Origin of the sequence: Hephaestia mangrovi (genome assembly GCF_019880555.1) — a bacterium.
GTDB classification, from domain to species: Bacteria; Pseudomonadota; Alphaproteobacteria; order Sphingomonadales; family Sphingomonadaceae; genus Sphingomonas; species Sphingomonas mangrovi.
Map to the genome: position 1 here is coordinate 1 of NZ_JAINVU010000001.1, position 16,808 is coordinate 16,808.

Here is a 16,808-nt window from a genome sequence, read left to right on the forward strand (position 1 = left end):
AAAACGTTCTTGGCGATATCCAGACCGATTATGATAACCTGCGACACGGACGCCTCCCTCAGTGGTGTTTCAACACCTCCACTCTGGCACATCGATGCCGTCGGGGGGCGTCCACCCCATCAGCTTTAATGAAAGGCGGCGCTCACAATAATGTCTCGCCAATCGGTTGGCGCCAACTTCCGGGAAGATCGCCTCTCGTGACCCGCTGTCGCTGCTTTGTCTCCGGTCCATACAATACCGGGGACGTCCGCTATTGACACCTGCGTAGAAAAATCAGTGCGACCACAAACGGCCAGCCTTGCACATTAAGCGGCTCGATCCCGCGTAGTGTAGAAGGTCCTATCTTGCAGGTGGCCGTCGTTTGACGAGCAGACCACGAACGGCTAGAAAGTCCCAGTGCTGGTCAGTCGGAGTTCCGCGACAACCGCATCAACGAAGGGCGGGTTCAACCAGTAGCTGCGGTCGCCTTTGTCGGCGACTGCTGACCTCGGCGTTTTTGCGGCTTCGCTCATTCTAACGGCTATAATCGGACAGGCCGGAACCGGCCCAAGAGGCGCCATTATCCGCCGTATGAACGAAGGACTGGTTTTAGGTGGCAGCTCAAGAGCCGCGAACGGCAGCAAAGTTGGCGTCTAGGGACATTGAACCGTTGCCTGCCGGAAGAGGCGGCTCCCGACCAGAGTCGGTCGTTCAGATCAGCCAGCGCGACCGTCAGCTCCCGACAGAAGCGGCCAACGGGATGCCCTGAAGCGGACCGTCAGCAAAGCACGCCAAAATTCGGCCGTTGAGGGGCACTACCGCCAGTTCCGATAGTTGCCATCCGTTCATGTGACTGGCATCGTGTATTAAGGGCCAACCGGGGGACTTTGCGGCCGGTCGCGAACGGTTTTTCGAACGGCGGCTATCGCAACAACTAATGCGCGACCGTACTCCGGAAGCGAACTGTTAAACGGGCAAGCTGGCTGATCGCGGTGTGAAAGCCCTTAGGACGCTTGGCGGCTAGTTAATGCTCTCCGATGAAATATGTTAATTCTCTAAAGCTCGGCCGAGCGTCGCGATCGCGAAGGCATACATCCGAGCCCATTGCGCGATTTCGTCATAGCGCCCCGCAGCACCGAGGTGGCCGCCCGCCATTTCGGTGTGCAGCAGCATCGGCTGGCCGCTGGTCGACCGGGCACGGAGCTTGGCGATCCATTTCGCCGGTTCCCAGAACCCGACGCGATCGTCGCTGATCGCGGTGGTTGCTAGCGTCGGCGGGTAGGCTCGTGCGCCCACATTGTCGTAGGGCGAATAACTGGCGATGTAATCGTAGGCTGCCGGATCGTGGAGCGGATCGCCCCAGACCGGGCGGGTCAGCGGGACCAGCGGGTGGGTCGCGTCGCTCATCGTGTTGAGCATGTCGACGAACGGCGCCTGGCCGATCACCGCCCCCCACAGATCAGGCCGCATGTTCTCGGCAGCGCCGACCAAGAGCCCTCCAGCCGAGTAACCGTGAAGCGCGATGCGCTTGGGCGCGGTGTGGCGGCTGCGGATCAGTTCCTCGGCGCAGGCGATGAAATCGGTGAAGCTGGTCTTCTTCTCCAGCCGCCGCGCCTGTTCGAACCACGACCAGCCCTTTTCCGAGCCGCCGCGAACATGCGCGACCGCCCAGATCCAGCCGCGATCAACCAGCGATAGTCGCGGGATCGAGAAATCGGTGACAAAGCTGTAACCATAGGCGCCGTAGCCGGTCAGCATCAGCGGCGCAGTGCAGTCAAGCGGGGTGCGGCGGGCGTGGAAGACGGTAATCGGGACTTGAGCGCCGTCGGGCGCGGCCGCGTGCAGGCGTTTGACGACGTAAGCGGTGGGATCGAAGCTCGATGGAACGTCTTGTTCGGCGAGAATGCGGCGTGTGCCGGCGGCAAGGTCGCAGGCGAGCCATTGTTCGGGCGTGGCGGGCGATTGGTAAGTCAGGCGCAGCGTGTCGCCGGCATAATCGGAGGGCTGCACCTCGATCGCATAGGCGGCTTCGTCGAAGGTGACGGGTTCGTGCGGTACACCGTCTTCGCCGGCGGCCATCACATGGAGGTTGCCTTCGACGCGCTCGATCCATGTGAAGCGGCGCGCGAAGGGGTGCGTCTCGGTGATGAAGCGGCCGGGGCGGTGCGCGATCCACGGGCGCCAGTGCGCCGGCTGCGGCGCCGTGACGGGCGCGCGCATCAGCTTGAAGTCCTCGGCACCGTCGGCATTGGTGCGGATGACGAAATCGTCCTGCCAATGCTCGAGATCGTAGATCGTGCCGGCACGACGCGGGGCGACCAGCAGCGGCGCGACGGTCGGGCCGGTGCCGGCGATGAGCCGCACCTCGCTGGTCACGTCGTTCCAGCAGCGGATGAAAATGTAGCGGCGCGATGCGCTGAGCAGCACTTCCATCAGGAAGGCGGGATCCGTCTCTTCATAAACCAGGCTGTCCTGGCCGCCGCGCGCAGGGCGGCGATAGAGGCGCGCGGGACGGCTGTTGGCGTCGCGCCACACCCAGAACAGCCAGGCCGAGTCGGGCGAGAACACGAAATCGCCGAACGCGCTGGTTGGCGGATCGGGCATCAACGCGCCGCTGGCGATGTCCTTCACCTGGATCGTGAATTTCTCCGAGCCAGTGGCGTCCTCGGCCCAGGCGAACAGGCGCTGATCGGGGCTGTGCGCGGCGTTTTTGATCGCGAGATAGGGCTGACCCGCAGCGCGCGCCTCGGCATCGAGCAGCAACGTCTCCGCGCCGCCATCCCGCGGGCGGCGGAGATAGCGCGGATGCTGCGCGCCGGGGGCATAGCGGGTGAGGTAGGCCCAATCGCCGTCCTCCTCGGGGGGCGGCTCGGAACTGGGCGCGGTGCGCGCCTTCATCTCGGCGATCAGTTGCGCCTGAAGCGGCTCGGTCGGGGCGAGCACCGCGTCGCAATACTGATTCTCTTCGGCGAGATAGGCTCGGATCGATGGATCGAGGGTCGATGCGTCGCGCCACACCTCCTTCCAATTGGCTGGCTTGAGCCAGGCGTAATCGTCGACGCGGACGCGGCCGAGTTGCTCGATCCGCTCCGGATGGCGCGGCGTGATCGGTGGTTTGGGATGGTGCGCGAGCGCAAAGCCACGCGCCCCGCTCGCCAGCGCGCCGAGCGCGGTGCCGGCGAGAAACTGGCGGCGGTTCACGCCGTCGCCCGCGCAAGCGCCTTGGCGCGTTCGCTGGCGCGGCGCGACTGGCGCTTCTTCCACCAGGTATAGAGGCCGGTCACGCACATCTCCGCGGTCGACAGGCCGAGCAGGAAGATGATCGCGATGCCGAAAGGGCCGATCACCTCACCGCTGTGCAACGGATAGAGCGCGCGGCTGACCTTGCGACCGGCGCTGTCGCGATAGGGATCGTCGGCATAGACGAAGCGGCCGGTGGCGCCATCGACATAATAAGTGATCGGGCCAAGGTCGCGATAATGTTCGACCCCTGATGCGGTGAACATCACGCCGTAGAGGTTGCGATCGGGGAGATGGCTTTCCTTAGCCGGACGCCAGGCAAGTCCGGCGGCGCGCGCGTGCGTCGCCGCCTGATCGAGCGCGGCGGCGAAGCCGATCGGCGCGGCCTTGCTGGGAATTGCCGGAGCGTCGAACGGCGACGGCTTGGCCGGCGACACCGATTGCACGACCGGCGTGAACGCCTCGTCGAAGAAGTTCATGCACACCGAGGTGAAGGCGAGCACCATCGCGCCAATCAGCAGCCACAGGCCGCTGGCGCGGTGGAGATCGAGCATCAGTCGCCGCAGTCGCGCCGACAGGTCGATCTTCCACATCGGCTTCCAGCGCCGCCAGAACGGGCCGACGGGGGGCAGCGTGAGGTAGAAGCCGACGCCATTGCCGATCAGCCAGCCGAGCGCGGCGACGCCCATCAGCCAGCGCCCCCAGGTGCCGGCGAGCAGCGTGTAGTGAAACTGGAATACGCCCTCGACGAAGTGGCGGCGATCCCAGCCCGGCCCCGATTGGCGTGTGCCGACGACATGGCCGTCATGGGGATCGAGAAACGCCTGATCGTAGCCGAGCGGGTGCGCGGCGTCGCGCGGCGCCACGGCGATCTCGATCGTACCGCCGGCGGGAACGTTGAGCGGGAAGGACAGCGCGGCCAATTCGGGATGCGCGGCCTCGAGCCGTGTAACCGCTGCGACCGTGCCGATCGGCGCGCCGGCGCCGCTGCTCCTGAACAGATCGGGGTTGAGCGCCGCGTCGATCCTTTTGTCGAAGCACAGGAAGCAGCCGGTCACCGCGGCGATGAACAGGAAGACGAGCGTCGCCAGCCCGAGATAGCGGTGGACGCTCATCCAGAATTGGCGCGTTCGCGGTTTGCTCATTGCTTCTCCTTCGCGGCAACGACGGCGGAAGGCTAGACCGGCGTTCCGCGGTCCGTTCGCCGCGGCGGGCCGATCGCCGTCTCGAACGGGCCAGAAGCCGGCTCGACATGCGTCGCGATGACCGCGCAATGCCATTCTCGAATCATTTTTGTAAACGCTTCTTAATAGCGTTAAATCGCTTTCGTTATTGCGGCGCAACAACGGCCCGGGCGCGATGGAATGCGGCCCTATCCCGAAGAGGCGCCAATGCGATTCATTTAACATTCGATGCCGACGAATGCGCCTTTGTACGGCGGTTCGCGGATTGAAGCGAAGAGGGGGACCTTATGTCTTGTTTCCGTCGTGCCGCTCGCCCGTTGCTGTTCGCCGGCACCGCGCTCGCGATGCTGTCGCCGGCCTATGCCCAGGATAATAACGGCACCGATACCGTCGCCGCGACCGGTGTCCAGACGACGCGGACCGACAATGGCGACATCGTCGTCATCGCCCGCAATTACGTGCCGCAGGGCGCGCAGACCGCGACCAAGACCGACATCCCCTTGATCGAGACGCCGCAATCGATCTCGGTGGTGACGCGCGACCAGATCGACCTGCTCAACTTCACCGACACGCAGCAGGCGGTGCGCTACACCGCCAGCGTGTTCGGCGAGAGCTACGGCCCCGATCCGCGCTACGATTTCGTCACCGTGCGCGGGTTCACGCCGCGCCAATATATCGACGGGCTCGCGGTGCCTGCGACGACGACGATCGCCGCGACCGGCGTCGATCTCTACGCCTTCGAATCGCTCGATATCCTCAAAGGGCCTTCGTCGGCGCTTTACGGCCTCGCGCCGCCGGGAGGCATTCTCAACGAGACCAGCCGCCGCCCGTCGAGCGAGTTCGGCGGCGAGATCGAAGCCAAATATGGCAGCCACAATTTTGCCGAGGGGGCGATGACGCTGACCGGCCCGGCGACGCCCTGGCTCGACGTGCGCTTCACCGGCCTCTACCGCGACGCCGACGGCGAGGTCGATCACACGCATACCCAGCGTCTGCTCGCGTCGCCCTCTGCAACGCTGAAGCTCGGCGACAGCACCAAGCTGACCGGGCTGCTTTATTACCAGTATGACAAGGTCGAGGGCGGTGCGGGCGGCTTCCTGCCGATCTGGGGCACGCTGCTCGACAATCCCAATGGGCGGATCAGTCGCAAGACCAATCTCGACGATCCCAAGGATTTGTTCGAGCGTCACCAATATGGCGTGGGCTACGATCTCGAGCATCGCTTCTCGGATACGCTGACCTTTCATTCGAACACCAAATGGAGCGATTATCACGAGGCGACGCCGATCGGGCTCTACAGCGGCGGCGGCTTCGTCAACACCACCGATCCGACGCTGCCGAGTTACTATCGCGACCTGCAGCAGTATAATTTCAGCTACAAGGAAAGCGTCCGCAGCTTCGCCACCGACAACCGGCTGGACGCGACGATTGATGCCGGCGCAATTCGCAATAAGCTGCTGCTCGGCGTGGATTACCGCAACATCAAGAACGTCGCGGCGTACAATTTCGTGTTCGCCGGGGTGATCGACGCATTCGATCCTGTTTATGATCCGACCTACGAGAAGGACGTCGGCTATCCGTTTGCCTATAACAACCAGTCGGTGAAGCAGACCGGGGTTTACGGGCAGGATCAGATCAAGATCGGCCAGCTCTTCGTGATGCTCGGCGGCCGGTACGATTGGGTCGACGAGAATGCGCGCCTCTCCGGTATCAAGCAGAAACAGCACAAATTCACTTACCGGGTGGGCGCGAATTACGTCACCGCGTCGGGACTGGCGCCGTATATCAGCTATTCGACCTCGTTCGAGCCGGTGATCGGCACCGATTCGGTAACCAAGCAGCCGTTCAAACCGAGTTCGGTCCGGCAATGGGAGGGGGGCGTCAAATATGATGCGCGGGGCCTACCCAAGGACGTCAAGCTGTTCGCGACGCTCGCGGGGTTCGATATCAAGGAGAGCAATTTTGTCTCGCCGCAGATCGGCGTCACGCCGGTGTTCGTCACACAGGGCGGTGAGGTGGAGGTCTATGGCGCCGAGGCCGAGATCGTCGCGCGCATCCATGAACAACTGACGATCAACGCGTCGTACAGCTACAATCACAGCAAGGTGCTGTCGGCCCCCGGCGAACCCGCCGATGTCGGCTACCCGTTGCCGACGACGCCCAAGCACAAGGCATCGCTATTCGTCGACTATACGCTTCAAAGCGGCGCGCTGGCGGGGATCGGCGGCGGTGTGGGCGTGCGCTACACGAGCAAGAGCACCGGCGCGCTGCCGGGCGCGTTCGCGACGCCGGTGATTTACGCCGATGCCGCGACGCTGTTCGACGCGACGCTGCACTATGACGTGCCCGGCTGGCGCTTCGCGATCAACGGGTCGAACGTTGCCGACAAGCGTTACGTCGCCCGCTGTGCCAGCAATTACGGGTGCGTCTACGGCGCGGGACGACAGATCATCGGAACGATCACGAAGAAGTTCTAGAGCCGCCTAACGCTCGCGACGATCCATGCGCCGCATCCAGCCGGCGAGTGGATCGTCGCCGAGGTGGGCGAGGATCGTGTCGAACACGGTGTTGGTCTCGTCCTGGCCGAGCTTGAAGCGCGCGTCGATATGCGTGATCCGCGCGCGGAAGGCGACGATGTGGCGGATCAGCGCATCGTAGCGCGCGCCAAGTTGATCGGCGGTCCAGGGTTCGGGCCGATCACGCTCCATCGCCGCGATCAGCCGCGCGACGGCCTCGTCGTTGAGCGCGGTATCGAGCGCGATCTCGGCCTCGATCCGCGCGACGGCGTAGTTCCAGGTCGGCCCCCAATCGGCGCGGCCCGCCATGGCGGGCGAGATGTAGCGATGCGGCCCCTGGAACAGGAACAGCGCGTGCGGGTCGGCGCGGACTGCCTCGATTTGCGGGTTGGAGCGGCCGAAATGGCCGATCAGGCCGACCGGCGCGCCGTCGGCGTCGCGTTCGAGGAGGATGGGCAGCGGCGTCGCGCGGAAGCGCTCACCGCGCGTCACCACCCAAGCGAGCGGATGGCCGGCGATCAGCGCCGCGAGATCGTCGTTGGTCCAGTCGTCGAACGGTCCGCTCATCACTCGGAGGATGGCAGGTTCAGCGTCGTGCGCAACCAGGCCGCGGCCTCGGCCAGCGCGCGATCGGCGAGCGGGGCGATCCGCACCGCCTCGAGGAAGCTGTGCGTGGCGCCGCTATAGACCTGTGCCTCGACCGCGACGCCCGCGGCCTGCAGGCGTTCCGCCATCTCGCGATTCTCGTCGGCGAGGATGTCGCATTCGGCGATGCACAGGAAGGTCGGCGGCATGCCCGTCAGGTCGGCGAGCAGCGGGCGTGCGAGAGGATCTTGTTCGTCGGCCGGTGCGCGCAAGTAATTGTCCCAGAAATCGGCCATTTCGGGGACAGTGAGCATATAGGCGTCGCCGTCATAGCGATCGTGCGACGCGCGCGCGGTCATGTCGAACGCGCCGTAATTGACCAGCAGCGCGTCGCATACCGACGCGCCGCGGTCGCGCAGTGCGAGATTGGCGGCAAGCGCCAGGTTCGCGCCGGCGGAGTCGCCGCCGATCGCGAGTGTATTCGCGTCGAGGCCGAGCGAGGGCCCTTCGTCGCGTAGCCAATCGATCACGTCGACGATCTCGCCGATCGCGTGCGGGAAGCGTACCTCGGGCGACAGGCTGTAATCGATGCCGACCACCGCCATGCCGGTGCGCGCGGCATATTCGCGCATCAGGCGATCGTGCGTGTCGAGGCTGAACAGCATCCAGCCGCCGCCGTGGACGTAGATCAGGACGGGCAGCGCCGCCGCCGGCGTGGGTCGATAGATTCGTACGCGGACGCCACATGCGCCGACGCGGCGTTCCTCGATCCCCGCCATCCTGGGGCCGCCGACCACCCACGGCTCGCGGACGCGTTCGGCGATCGCGCGTCGGGCGGCGAGGTCGCCTGAGACACCGTGCGCAAAGCGTGCGCTGTCGGCCGCGGTTTCGCGCAGGAACGTGCGGATGTCGGGATCGACGTCGTCTGTCATCGTGGCCGCGGTCCTCACCTTTCAACGCGCAATCCGGCGCAATCCGCGCCCTATAGCGATCCGGGAATGGACAACCAGCGCCTGGCACGCCCGCGTCGCCGGGCCAGTTATCGTTGCCGGCGGGCAAACTGGCCTTGATGGGTGTGACAGTTCCTTGACAACAATTTGACTTGGCATAGCCTGCATCAGCGTATCGCCGCACTTTCATCGGACACGGGCCAATGAAGACTTTCGACGAAGCGACTTGTGACAGCCGCACGGTGGTCGGGCTGGAGGATGAATATGCCGCCGGGTTCGTCGATCCCGCGCACCGCCACCAGCACGCACAATTGCTCTACGCCTCATCGGGGGTGATGTCGGTGATCGTCGAGGCGGAGAGTTTCGTGATCCCGCCGCAGCGCGCCTTGTGGATCCCGGCGGGCGCCCTCCACGAAGTGTCGTGCCGCGGGCCGGTGTCGATCCGCACGCTCTATTTCGGCGATGCGCTCGGCAATCTCGGCGGCGACGTCTGCCGCGTGATCGAGATTTCGGATTTCCTCAAGGCGCTGATCCTCGAGGTCGTCCATTTCGGCAGCGACTATGACGAGGACGGCCGCGAGGGCCGCATCGTCCGCGTGCTGATCGACGAGGTCCGCGCCATGCCCGATGCACCGTACAGCGCGCGGATGCCGACCGATTATCGGCTGCTGCGCGTGTGCCGGCAAATCCTCGACGATCCGTCCGATCAGCGCGATCTCGATGAATATGCCGCAATCGCTGGCATGAGCCGCCGCACCTTCACGCGGCTGTTCCGCCAGGAAACTGGCATGGGGCTCGCGGTGTGGCGGCAGCAGGTGCGGCTGATGGAAGCGGTGTCGCTGCTGGCGATGGGCCAGCCCGTGACTACGGTGGCGTTCGACGTCGGCTATGAGAGCCCGAGCGCGTTCACGGCGATGTTTCATCGCTCGTTCGGGGCGCCGCCCAGTCAGTATCGCCCGCGCTCGCCCGAACCGCGGATGCACTGAGCGCCAGCCCAAGGCGCGAGCGGCGATAGCCGTAGCTCGCATAGAGCACCGCGCCGAACGCGATGTAGCAAACCAGGATGACCAGCGGGATTGGCTGGCCGGTCGCCGCCTTGTCGGCAATATCGATCAGCACCGGCGCGACGGTGAGCAGACAGAATACCAGCGCTAGCACTGGCACTGCGCCGAGCCACACCCGGCCGACCCTGACGCCGCCGAAGGGTACGCGGAATGGCCGCTCGAGCTCCGGGTGCGTCGAACGCAGCCAGATCACCGACAGCGCGACCATCGAGAACGCCAGGGCAGTGCCGAGGCTGACGAGATCGCCCAAAATGCTGATCGGCAACATCGCCGCCGCCAGCGCCGAGACTGCCGCGACGAACAACGTTCCCTTCCACGGCGTCTGAAAACGCGGATGCATCGCGGAGAAGAAGCGGGGCAGCAGCCCGTCGGTCGCCATCGCGAAGCAGATTCGCGACTGGCCGTAGGTGTTGACCAGCAGCACCGACGACAGCCCCGTCAGCGCGCCGACTTTGATCAGGATGCCCATCGCCGGCCATCTCACCGCATCGACGGCGATCGCGACTGGATCGGGCACGTTCAGCGCAGTGTAGGGGACGAGGCCCGTCATCACCCGCGCGACGAGGATGTAGAGAATCGTGCAGATCACCAGCGCCGAGAGGATGCCGATCGGCAGGTCGCGGCGCGGGTTGCGCGCCTCGAGCGCGGCGGTCGAGACGGTCTCGAAGCCGAGATAGGCGAAGAACAACACCGATGCGGCGCGGAAGATGCCGGGCACGCCGTAAGCGAAGCCGCCCTGATTAGTCGGGATGAACGGTTGCCAATTACTCGGATTGACATGCTGCCAGCCGATGATGACGAAGCCGATCAGCACCGCGAGCTTGATGAAAACGAGCACCGCGTTGACCGTCGCCGAATGCGTGATGCCGCGCACGAGCACGCCGGCGAACAGGAGCAATCCCGCCACGGCGATGAGATTGACCCCGCCGCCGACCGAAAAGGCGGTGCCGTGCGCGGTTACCGTCGTCTGCACGAACGGCGTGACGATGCCCGCCGGCAGCACGATCCGGAAATCGCCGAGCAGGCTGGTCAGGAACCCCGCGAACCCCGCCGCCAGGGCCGAGCCGGCGAGCCCGTATTCGAGCATCAGCAGCCACGCGAGCCCCCAAGCGAATACTTCGCCGAGCGCAGTATAGGCGTAGGTGTAGGACGACCCAGACACGGGCAGCGTCGAGGAAAGTTCGGCGTAGCACAAGGCGGTGAACCCACACGCGATCCCGGCGATGACGAACGATAGGATCACTGCCGGCCCGGCATAATTTGCCGCCGCGGTGCCGCTCATCACGTAGACGCCAGCGCCGACGATGCAGCCGATCCCGAGCATGGTGAGCTGCACTGGCCCGAGCGACCGCCGCAGCCCATGCTCAGCCTGGTCGCGCCGCACGTCGTCGAGCGATTTCCGCGCCATCAGGCGTGCACGCTGCGACCCCATGCCCACTCTCCTTAGCTACACGCCTCCATGTCTAGAGATTGCTCATAAGTTAGCATGCAGCGAAGGGGTCACAACTAGGCGCAGATGGGCCATTTCGGCGTCCGTCCAACGACCGCTTTTGTGGCGTGACCGGCCGTGCCTCCGGCGCCCCTGAATGTCGGCTTTCTTAATTTGCGCGATTGAAACCGGGCCGGCAGGAAGCGGCGGCTAAGCGAAACTTCGCGAACGGCGCCTTTGTCGGCGTCTTGCGCAGTTACTCTGGAGCTCAACTATGGTATCCTACGGCTTGCGCCGACGAGTCGCGTCTGATGAGCTCGGCCAGCACTAGCTGACAAAAAAAGAAACTGGCTTCGTACTGCTTGTGGTCCTTGGGTCTTAGCAAGGAGTTCCGCTATGCCGACCATCACCACCGAAGATGGCACTCAAATCTTTTACAAGGACTGGGGGCCTCGCGACGCGCAGGCTATCGTATTCCATCATGGATGGCCGCTCAGTTCAGATGACTGGGACAATCAGCTGCTATTCTTCCGCGATAAGGGGTACCGCGTGATCGCGCACGATCGCCGTGGTCATGGTCGTTCCAGTCAGACCGATGTCGGGAATGACATGAACACTTATGCGGCCGACGTCATCGCACTCGCCCGCGCCCTCGATCTCAGGAACGCCATCCACGTTGGCCACTCGACCGGCGGTGGCGAGGTCACCCGTTATGTTGCACGAACCGATCCCGGCCGCGTTTCGAAGGCAATACTCATCTCGGCGATCCCACCTGTTATGGTGAAGAGCGAGAAGAACCCCGACGGCACCCCGATCGACGTGTTCGACGGCTTCCGCGCCGCCCTGGCGGCCGACCGGTCGCAATTCTACCTCGACGTGGCGTCTGGTCCATTCTACAACTTCGACCGACCGGGCGTGAAGCCGATCGAAGCCTTGATCCGCAATTGGTGGCGACAGGGAATGATGGGCGGCGCCAACGCCGGCTATGACTGCATCAAGGTTTTTTCCGAGACTGATCTCACCGAGGACTTGAAGCAGATCGACGTGCCCGTGCTGCTCATTCATAGCGAAGACGATCAGGTGGTACCCTATGTCGCCAGCGCGCCGCTGGCCGTCAAGCTGCTCCGGAACGGCACCCTCAAGACATATCAGGGGCTGCCGCATGGCTGCATGACGACCCATCCGGATCTCATCAACGCCGACATTCTCGCCTTCATCCAGGGTAAACCCGTGACGTCGTCCCAGGCGGAAAGGTCCGAACCCGTCCTGACATGAGCGCGGCCGGGCGATTCCGCGCGGATTCCGCTCATTCATGAGGTCGGTATGTCGAGACTTACCGGAAAGATTGCAGTCATCACTGGCGCAAGCAGTGGGATCGGCCTGGCGGCAGCGAGGCGGTTTGTCGGCGAAGGCGCACACGTGTACATCACCGGACGCCGGGAAGGTGAGCTCGCTGAAGCGGCGCGAGAACTCGGATCCGACGTGACGGCGGTGCAGGGCGACATCGCGGTGTCCGAAGATCTCGATCGGCTGTTCGATGCCGTGCGGACGGGCCATGGTCGGCTCGACGTGCTGTTTGCGAACGCCGGACTAGGGCAGCCAGAACCGCTGGGGCAGATCACCGAGGACGCATTCGATCTGACCTTCGGCGTCAACGTCAGGGGTACTGTGTTCACGGTCCAGAAGTCGCTGCCGCTGATGGGGTCGGGAGGTTCCATTATCCTGACCGGATCAACTGTCGGGTCGATGGGAACACCTGCGCTCAGCGTTTACAGCGCTTCCAAGGCAGCGATCCGCAATCTTGCGCGAAGCTGGGCTCTTGACCTGAGGGGGACAGGCATCCGGGTGAATGTTCTGTCGCCCGGAGCGACGGATACCCCGGGCCTCCAGGGCGTCGCCGCGGCGAGCGGCGGCGACGCGGTATACCAAGCATTGATCGCGCAAACACCAGCCGGACGGATTGCAAGTGCCGATGACGTGGCTGCCGTCGCACTCTTTCTTGCCTCTGATGACAGTGTCGCCTTGACCGGCAGCGAAGTATTCGCCGACGGAGGTCTGGCGCAAGTCTGATAGCTGCTGAACTGCCGAGCCATCGCGGCTAGTTGACTATCGGGCCTGTTGCCGGCGCCGGCACGTGCCTGAATGTAGGGCGGCTTTCGGGGAACGCGTATGATCGCTCGAACGGCGGCAATGTTCGCGAAATTCGACGTCCCTGAGGGCATCGACTCATCGTTGGCGGGCGATGTTTTGGGTAGGCGTACGGGCAGTCTGGTAGCGAATTGACTGGTTAGCAGTGCGACCGCGCGCGCTCAGCCGATAATTTCGTTCAGCCGTAGCCAGATTTGCTGGTCAATCTCGGTCTGCTGCCGCGGCACCAGTCCCTATGACGTGTAATTGCGGCAGTTCTACATCCAAATAGTTTCGACCTGCGCCATGAGCGACTGATCGGTGACGGGCGATGCAAGCCGGAAATCTTTGATGCCGCTTCGGAGGGACAGCATGCCACGCTGTCCACACTCGGCGTCGCGGGGGCGCTTAGCTATCCTCGTCCGTCTACGGGCGACGGGACTGGAATCGCCACTGTTGACGCGGGCGATGCCGCAGGTCCCAGCGTCCGGACGCAAGAGTCAATATTGACTGATGAATAAGTCAATATTGACTCTTGCGTAATGCCGTGCACTCTTGCTGCGCTCGCCAAACGCACCAGCAAGGTGCGGCGGCGACGAGGAGGGGTGATGAAGCTTTCAGCTTGCATGTCGTCGGCGTTCGCTTTGGCAGCAATGGCATCGCCGGCGGTCGCTCAGACCAACGCAGCGACGGCCAACGCCGATGCGTCGAACAAGAGCCAGACGAATCGGAACGCCGACACGACCGGCAGTCCCAACGACATCATCGTTACGGCGACGTTGCAGAGCCAGCGGCTGCAGGACGTGCCGCTCAGCGTTACCGCCTTCTCCCAGGCCGAACTGACCCAGAAAGGGATCGTCGGCTATGAGGGGATCGCGCGCGAGACGCCCGGCGTCGTCCTCGATCACCGCAGCGATAACAACCTGAGCATTACTACCCGCGGCATTTCGACCAACGGTTACCAGGCGGGGCTGCAGAGCACGACCACCGTCTATCTCGACGATCTGCCGCTCACCACGATCGGCAATTCGGTGACGCTCGATCCCAATCTGTTCGATGTCGAGCGGGTCGAATTCCTGCGCGGTCCGCAGGGCACGTTGTTCGGTTCCGGCTCGCTGTCGGGCGCGCTGCGTATCCTGACGCACAGCCCGGATCTCAATGGCTTCGACGAATCGGCGCTCGCCGATATCGGCGTGACACCCGATGGCGGCGGCGTCCGACAGCGCTACGACGGCATGCTCAACGTCCCGATCGTCGAGCACTCGCTCGGCCTGCGGGTGGTCGGCTTCTACCGGCACGAGGATGGCTACATCGACAATGTCGGCCTGGGCATCAAGAATTCCAACACGCTGAAGGACTGGGGCGGCCGCGCCATCCTGCTGTGGAAGCCGACCGACCGGCTGAGCGTGCGGATGATGGCGATGTACGAGAACAACCATCCCGACGATGCGTCGCTGGTCACGCCGTCGCTGGGCAAGCGCAAGCGCTACACGACGATTCCCGATCTCTACACGTCGAAGACGCAGCTCTATAACGCGACGATCGATTACCAGTTCGATGGCGCACGCCTCACCAGCTCATCGAGCTACGGCTATCAGGACGGTCTGTTCGACGTCGATCTGAGTGGCACCTTCGCCACCGGCGTACCGATCCAGAACGCGATTCCCTTCTATCTGTTCGACCACGGCATCTGGAAGACGTTCGTCCAGGAAACGCGGCTGGTGTCCGACCCCGGCGGCAAGGTCGACTGGACCGTCGGCGGCTATTATCTGCACCGCAACGAATTTCTCGACGGTCGCGAGACATCGAACGCGGCGTTCCTCAATGCGCGCGGCATCACCGGGCTGCCCGCCGACGCGACCTTCTACAAATTCAGCAGCGATCTGCGCGAATACGAGCTCGCCGGCTTTGGCGAGCTGACCTATCACCTGACCGACAAGCTGTCGGCGACGGGCGGGCTGCGCTACGGCAAATATGGCGGCACGCTGGACACCTTCCCTGGCTATAACTCGCAATATTTCGTCTATGCGCTGTACGGGATTTCAGGGCCGCTGGCGCTGACGCCCAACCCTGCGACGACGACGCATTATCCATCCGCCAGCAAGCTCTCGTGGAAGGCGAGCCTGTCGTACAAGCCGACGCGCGACCTGATGACTTACATCACCGTGTCGACCGGCTACCGGACACCGGTATACAATTCGCGGGCGGGCAGTGTCAGTACCGTCGATCCGACCGACCTCGTCATCCCCGCCGGCGCGAGCTCGGACAATCTCACCAATTACGAAGTCGGCCTGAAGGGCAGCTTCCTCGACGGCAAGCTGACCGCGAACCTGGCGGCCTATTACATCGACTGGCGCAACATCCAGGTCCAGGCCAATCGCCAGTCGGACTCGGTCCAGTTCGCCACCAATATCGGCCGCGCGACCAGCAAGGGGCTGGAGGCGGAGATCACGCTGAAGCCTGCGCACGGGCTGGTGTTCGGCCTCAACGGGTCGCTCAACGACGCCAAGGTGGTCAGCCTGACGCCGGAGCAAGCGGCGATCTCCGGCGCGGTGGTCGGCGCGCGGCTGGCCTCGCCGCACCTGCAGGGATCCTTCTACGGCAGCTACAATTACGACCTGATGAGTGGCGCCAAGGGCTTCACCAGCTTCCAGGTCGAGCATGTCGGCGCGTTCCCCAACGGCTTCCCCAACACACCGGGCAAACCGACGGTGCCCAACCCCCTGATCGGTGATTCCGACACATATACGATGGTGAACCTGCAGACCGGCGTCAGGATCCAGCGGCTGAGCGTGACGTTCTACATGGAGAATGTCGGCAACACCTATGCGGTGACCTACATCCATCCCGAGGCTTTCACCTACAGCCGCTATGCGATCGTGCGGCCGCGGACCTTCGGCGTGCGGGTCGGCTTCAATCTGTGACTTTGGCCGAACGCCCGTTAACGGACGACGGCGGCGTTGACGCTTTCGGCCCCCGGCGGCACCCTGATACGATGAGCAAGCAAGATCAGCCCAAGGTCAAGGCGCCCCGCGCCCGAAATCACAAGGCGCGCGTCCGCGAAGCCTCGATCGAGCGCATCCTCGATGCCGCCGAACAATTGTTCGCTGAGTTCGGCTACCACGGCGTCACCCTGAAGGATGTCGCCAAGCGGGTCGGCGTCAGCTCGACGCTGCTCCATTATCACTTCAGCGGCAAGGAGAGAATCTTCGAGGCGGTCTGGGCGCGCAAGGCACCGTTGTCCTCGCGCAATCGCCTCGAGGCCATGCGGCGTTATGCCGAGCAGGCGGGCGATAACGTGACCGTCGAAGGCGCGCTGCATGCCTGGATCGATGCCGATCTCAACGCTCAGATCGAGGATCCCGACACATGGGCGTCGTTCGGCAAGATCGCCGCCCAGGCGAACAGCGCCGCCGGCTGGGGCGCCGAGAAGATGACCAATTACTTCAATCCCGTCGTGCTGGCGCTGATCGATCTGCTCAAGAAGGCGATGCCCGATTGCGACGAGGAGACTATCTTCTGGGGCTATCATTTCGTGTCGGGCGCGATGACCCATAATATGGCGCGCACCGGCCGCCTCGATGACCTGTCGCACGGCCTGTGCTCATCCGATGATTTCGTGTCGATCAAGCGGCACATGGCGACCTTCATGGCCGCCGGCATCAAGGCGATCTGCCAGAGTTCCGGTGTGGATTCGGCGGGCCAGCGCGACAACAATCCGGGAGCGATTTGAG

11 protein-coding genes are annotated in these 16,808 nt (G+C 64.0%); 6 read left to right on the forward strand and 5 right to left on the reverse strand.

What is annotated here, in order from left to right:
- Positions 1-1,026: 1,026 nt before the first annotated feature.
- Entirely contained in the window at positions 1,027-3,180 is a 2,154-nt protein-coding gene (locus K7G81_RS00005) for a S9 family peptidase (protein WP_223028710.1), read from the reverse strand.
- Complete coding sequence (locus K7G81_RS00010; RefSeq protein ID WP_223028711.1) at positions 3,177-4,364, reverse strand: PepSY-associated TM helix domain-containing protein; 1,188 nt, start codon at positions 4,362-4,364, stop codon at positions 3,177-3,179. Before K7G81_RS00010 ends, K7G81_RS00005 begins: the two co-directional genes overlap by 4 nt.
- Positions 4,365-4,690: 326 nt before the next feature.
- Between K7G81_RS00010 and K7G81_RS00015 the strand changes: the two genes are divergently transcribed.
- Entirely contained in the window at positions 4,691-6,880 is a 2,190-nt protein-coding gene (locus K7G81_RS00015) for a TonB-dependent siderophore receptor (protein WP_223028712.1), read from the forward strand.
- A gap of 6 nt (positions 6,881-6,886) precedes the next feature.
- Here K7G81_RS00015 and K7G81_RS00020 read toward each other — a convergent pair whose 3' ends face one another.
- Positions 6,887-7,486: an FMN-binding negative transcriptional regulator gene (locus tag K7G81_RS00020; RefSeq protein ID WP_223028713.1), complete on the reverse strand. Its 600-nt coding sequence runs from the start codon at positions 7,484-7,486 to the stop codon at positions 6,887-6,889.
- Positions 7,486-8,436 carry an alpha/beta hydrolase fold domain-containing protein gene (locus K7G81_RS00025; RefSeq protein ID WP_223028714.1) on the reverse strand — a complete coding sequence of 317 codons (951 nt, stop codon included), beginning with the start codon at positions 8,434-8,436 and terminating at the stop codon, positions 7,486-7,488. The genes K7G81_RS00020 and K7G81_RS00025 overlap by 1 nt, the downstream gene beginning before the upstream one ends.
- 221 nt (positions 8,437-8,657) lie before the next feature.
- Between K7G81_RS00025 and K7G81_RS00030 the strand changes: the two genes are divergently transcribed.
- Positions 8,658-9,440: an AraC family transcriptional regulator gene (locus K7G81_RS00030; RefSeq protein ID WP_223028715.1), complete on the forward strand. Its 783-nt coding sequence runs from the start codon at positions 8,658-8,660 to the stop codon at positions 9,438-9,440.
- Here the strand turns inward: K7G81_RS00030 and K7G81_RS00035 are convergent.
- Entirely contained in the window at positions 9,361-10,950 is a 1,590-nt protein-coding gene (locus K7G81_RS00035) for an amino acid permease (RefSeq protein ID WP_223028716.1), read from the reverse strand. The two genes, K7G81_RS00030 and K7G81_RS00035, sit on opposite strands and share 80 nt — an antisense overlap.
- A 393-nt stretch (positions 10,951-11,343) precedes the next feature.
- Here K7G81_RS00035 and K7G81_RS00040 point away from each other — a divergent pair, with 393 nt between their 5' ends.
- The 4 genes from K7G81_RS00040 (at position 11,344) to K7G81_RS00055 (ending at position 16,807) form a co-directional block, all read left to right on the forward strand.
- On the forward strand, positions 11,344-12,222 hold the full coding sequence (locus tag K7G81_RS00040; protein WP_223028717.1) for an alpha/beta fold hydrolase: 879 nt from the start codon (positions 11,344-11,346) through the stop codon (positions 12,220-12,222).
- A 48-nt stretch (positions 12,223-12,270) separates the two neighbouring features.
- The gene (locus K7G81_RS00045; protein ID WP_223028718.1) at positions 12,271-13,017 is read left to right on the forward strand and encodes an SDR family NAD(P)-dependent oxidoreductase; all 747 of its coding nucleotides are present in this window, start codon (positions 12,271-12,273) and stop codon (positions 13,015-13,017) included.
- A 665-nt stretch (positions 13,018-13,682) separates the two neighbouring features.
- Positions 13,683-15,998 (forward strand): TonB-dependent receptor, encoded by a 2,316-nt coding sequence (locus tag K7G81_RS00050; RefSeq protein ID WP_223028719.1) that lies wholly within the window; start codon positions 13,683-13,685, stop codon positions 15,996-15,998.
- A gap of 71 nt (positions 15,999-16,069) precedes the next feature.
- Entirely contained in the window at positions 16,070-16,807 is a 738-nt protein-coding gene (locus tag K7G81_RS00055) for a TetR/AcrR family transcriptional regulator (protein ID WP_255586445.1), read from the forward strand.
- The last annotated feature ends 1 nt before the right edge of the window (position 16,808 follow it).

Coding starts and splice junctions, on each gene's coding strand:
- K7G81_RS00020 (WP_223028713.1), bottom strand. CDS start 7,486: ATGAGCGGACCGTTCGACGACTGGACCAACGACGATCTCGCGGCGCTG.
- K7G81_RS00030 (WP_223028715.1), top strand. CDS start 8,658: ATGAAGACTTTCGACGAAGCGACTTGTGACAGCCGCACGGTGGTCGGG.
- K7G81_RS00055 (WP_255586445.1), top strand. CDS start 16,070: ATGAGCAAGCAAGATCAGCCCAAGGTCAAGGCGCCCCGCGCCCGAAAT.
- K7G81_RS00010 (WP_223028711.1), bottom strand. CDS start 4,364: ATGAGCAAACCGCGAACGCGCCAATTCTGGATGAGCGTCCACCGCTAT.
- K7G81_RS00015 (WP_223028712.1), top strand. CDS start 4,691: ATGTCTTGTTTCCGTCGTGCCGCTCGCCCGTTGCTGTTCGCCGGCACC.
- K7G81_RS00025 (WP_223028714.1), bottom strand. CDS start 8,436: ATGACAGACGACGTCGATCCCGACATCCGCACGTTCCTGCGCGAAACC.
- K7G81_RS00045 (WP_223028718.1), top strand. CDS start 12,271: ATGTCGAGACTTACCGGAAAGATTGCAGTCATCACTGGCGCAAGCAGT.
- K7G81_RS00035 (WP_223028716.1), bottom strand. CDS start 10,950: ATGGGGTCGCAGCGTGCACGCCTGATGGCGCGGAAATCGCTCGACGAC.
- K7G81_RS00050 (WP_223028719.1), top strand. CDS start 13,683: ATGAAGCTTTCAGCTTGCATGTCGTCGGCGTTCGCTTTGGCAGCAATG.
- K7G81_RS00040 (WP_223028717.1), top strand. CDS start 11,344: ATGCCGACCATCACCACCGAAGATGGCACTCAAATCTTTTACAAGGAC.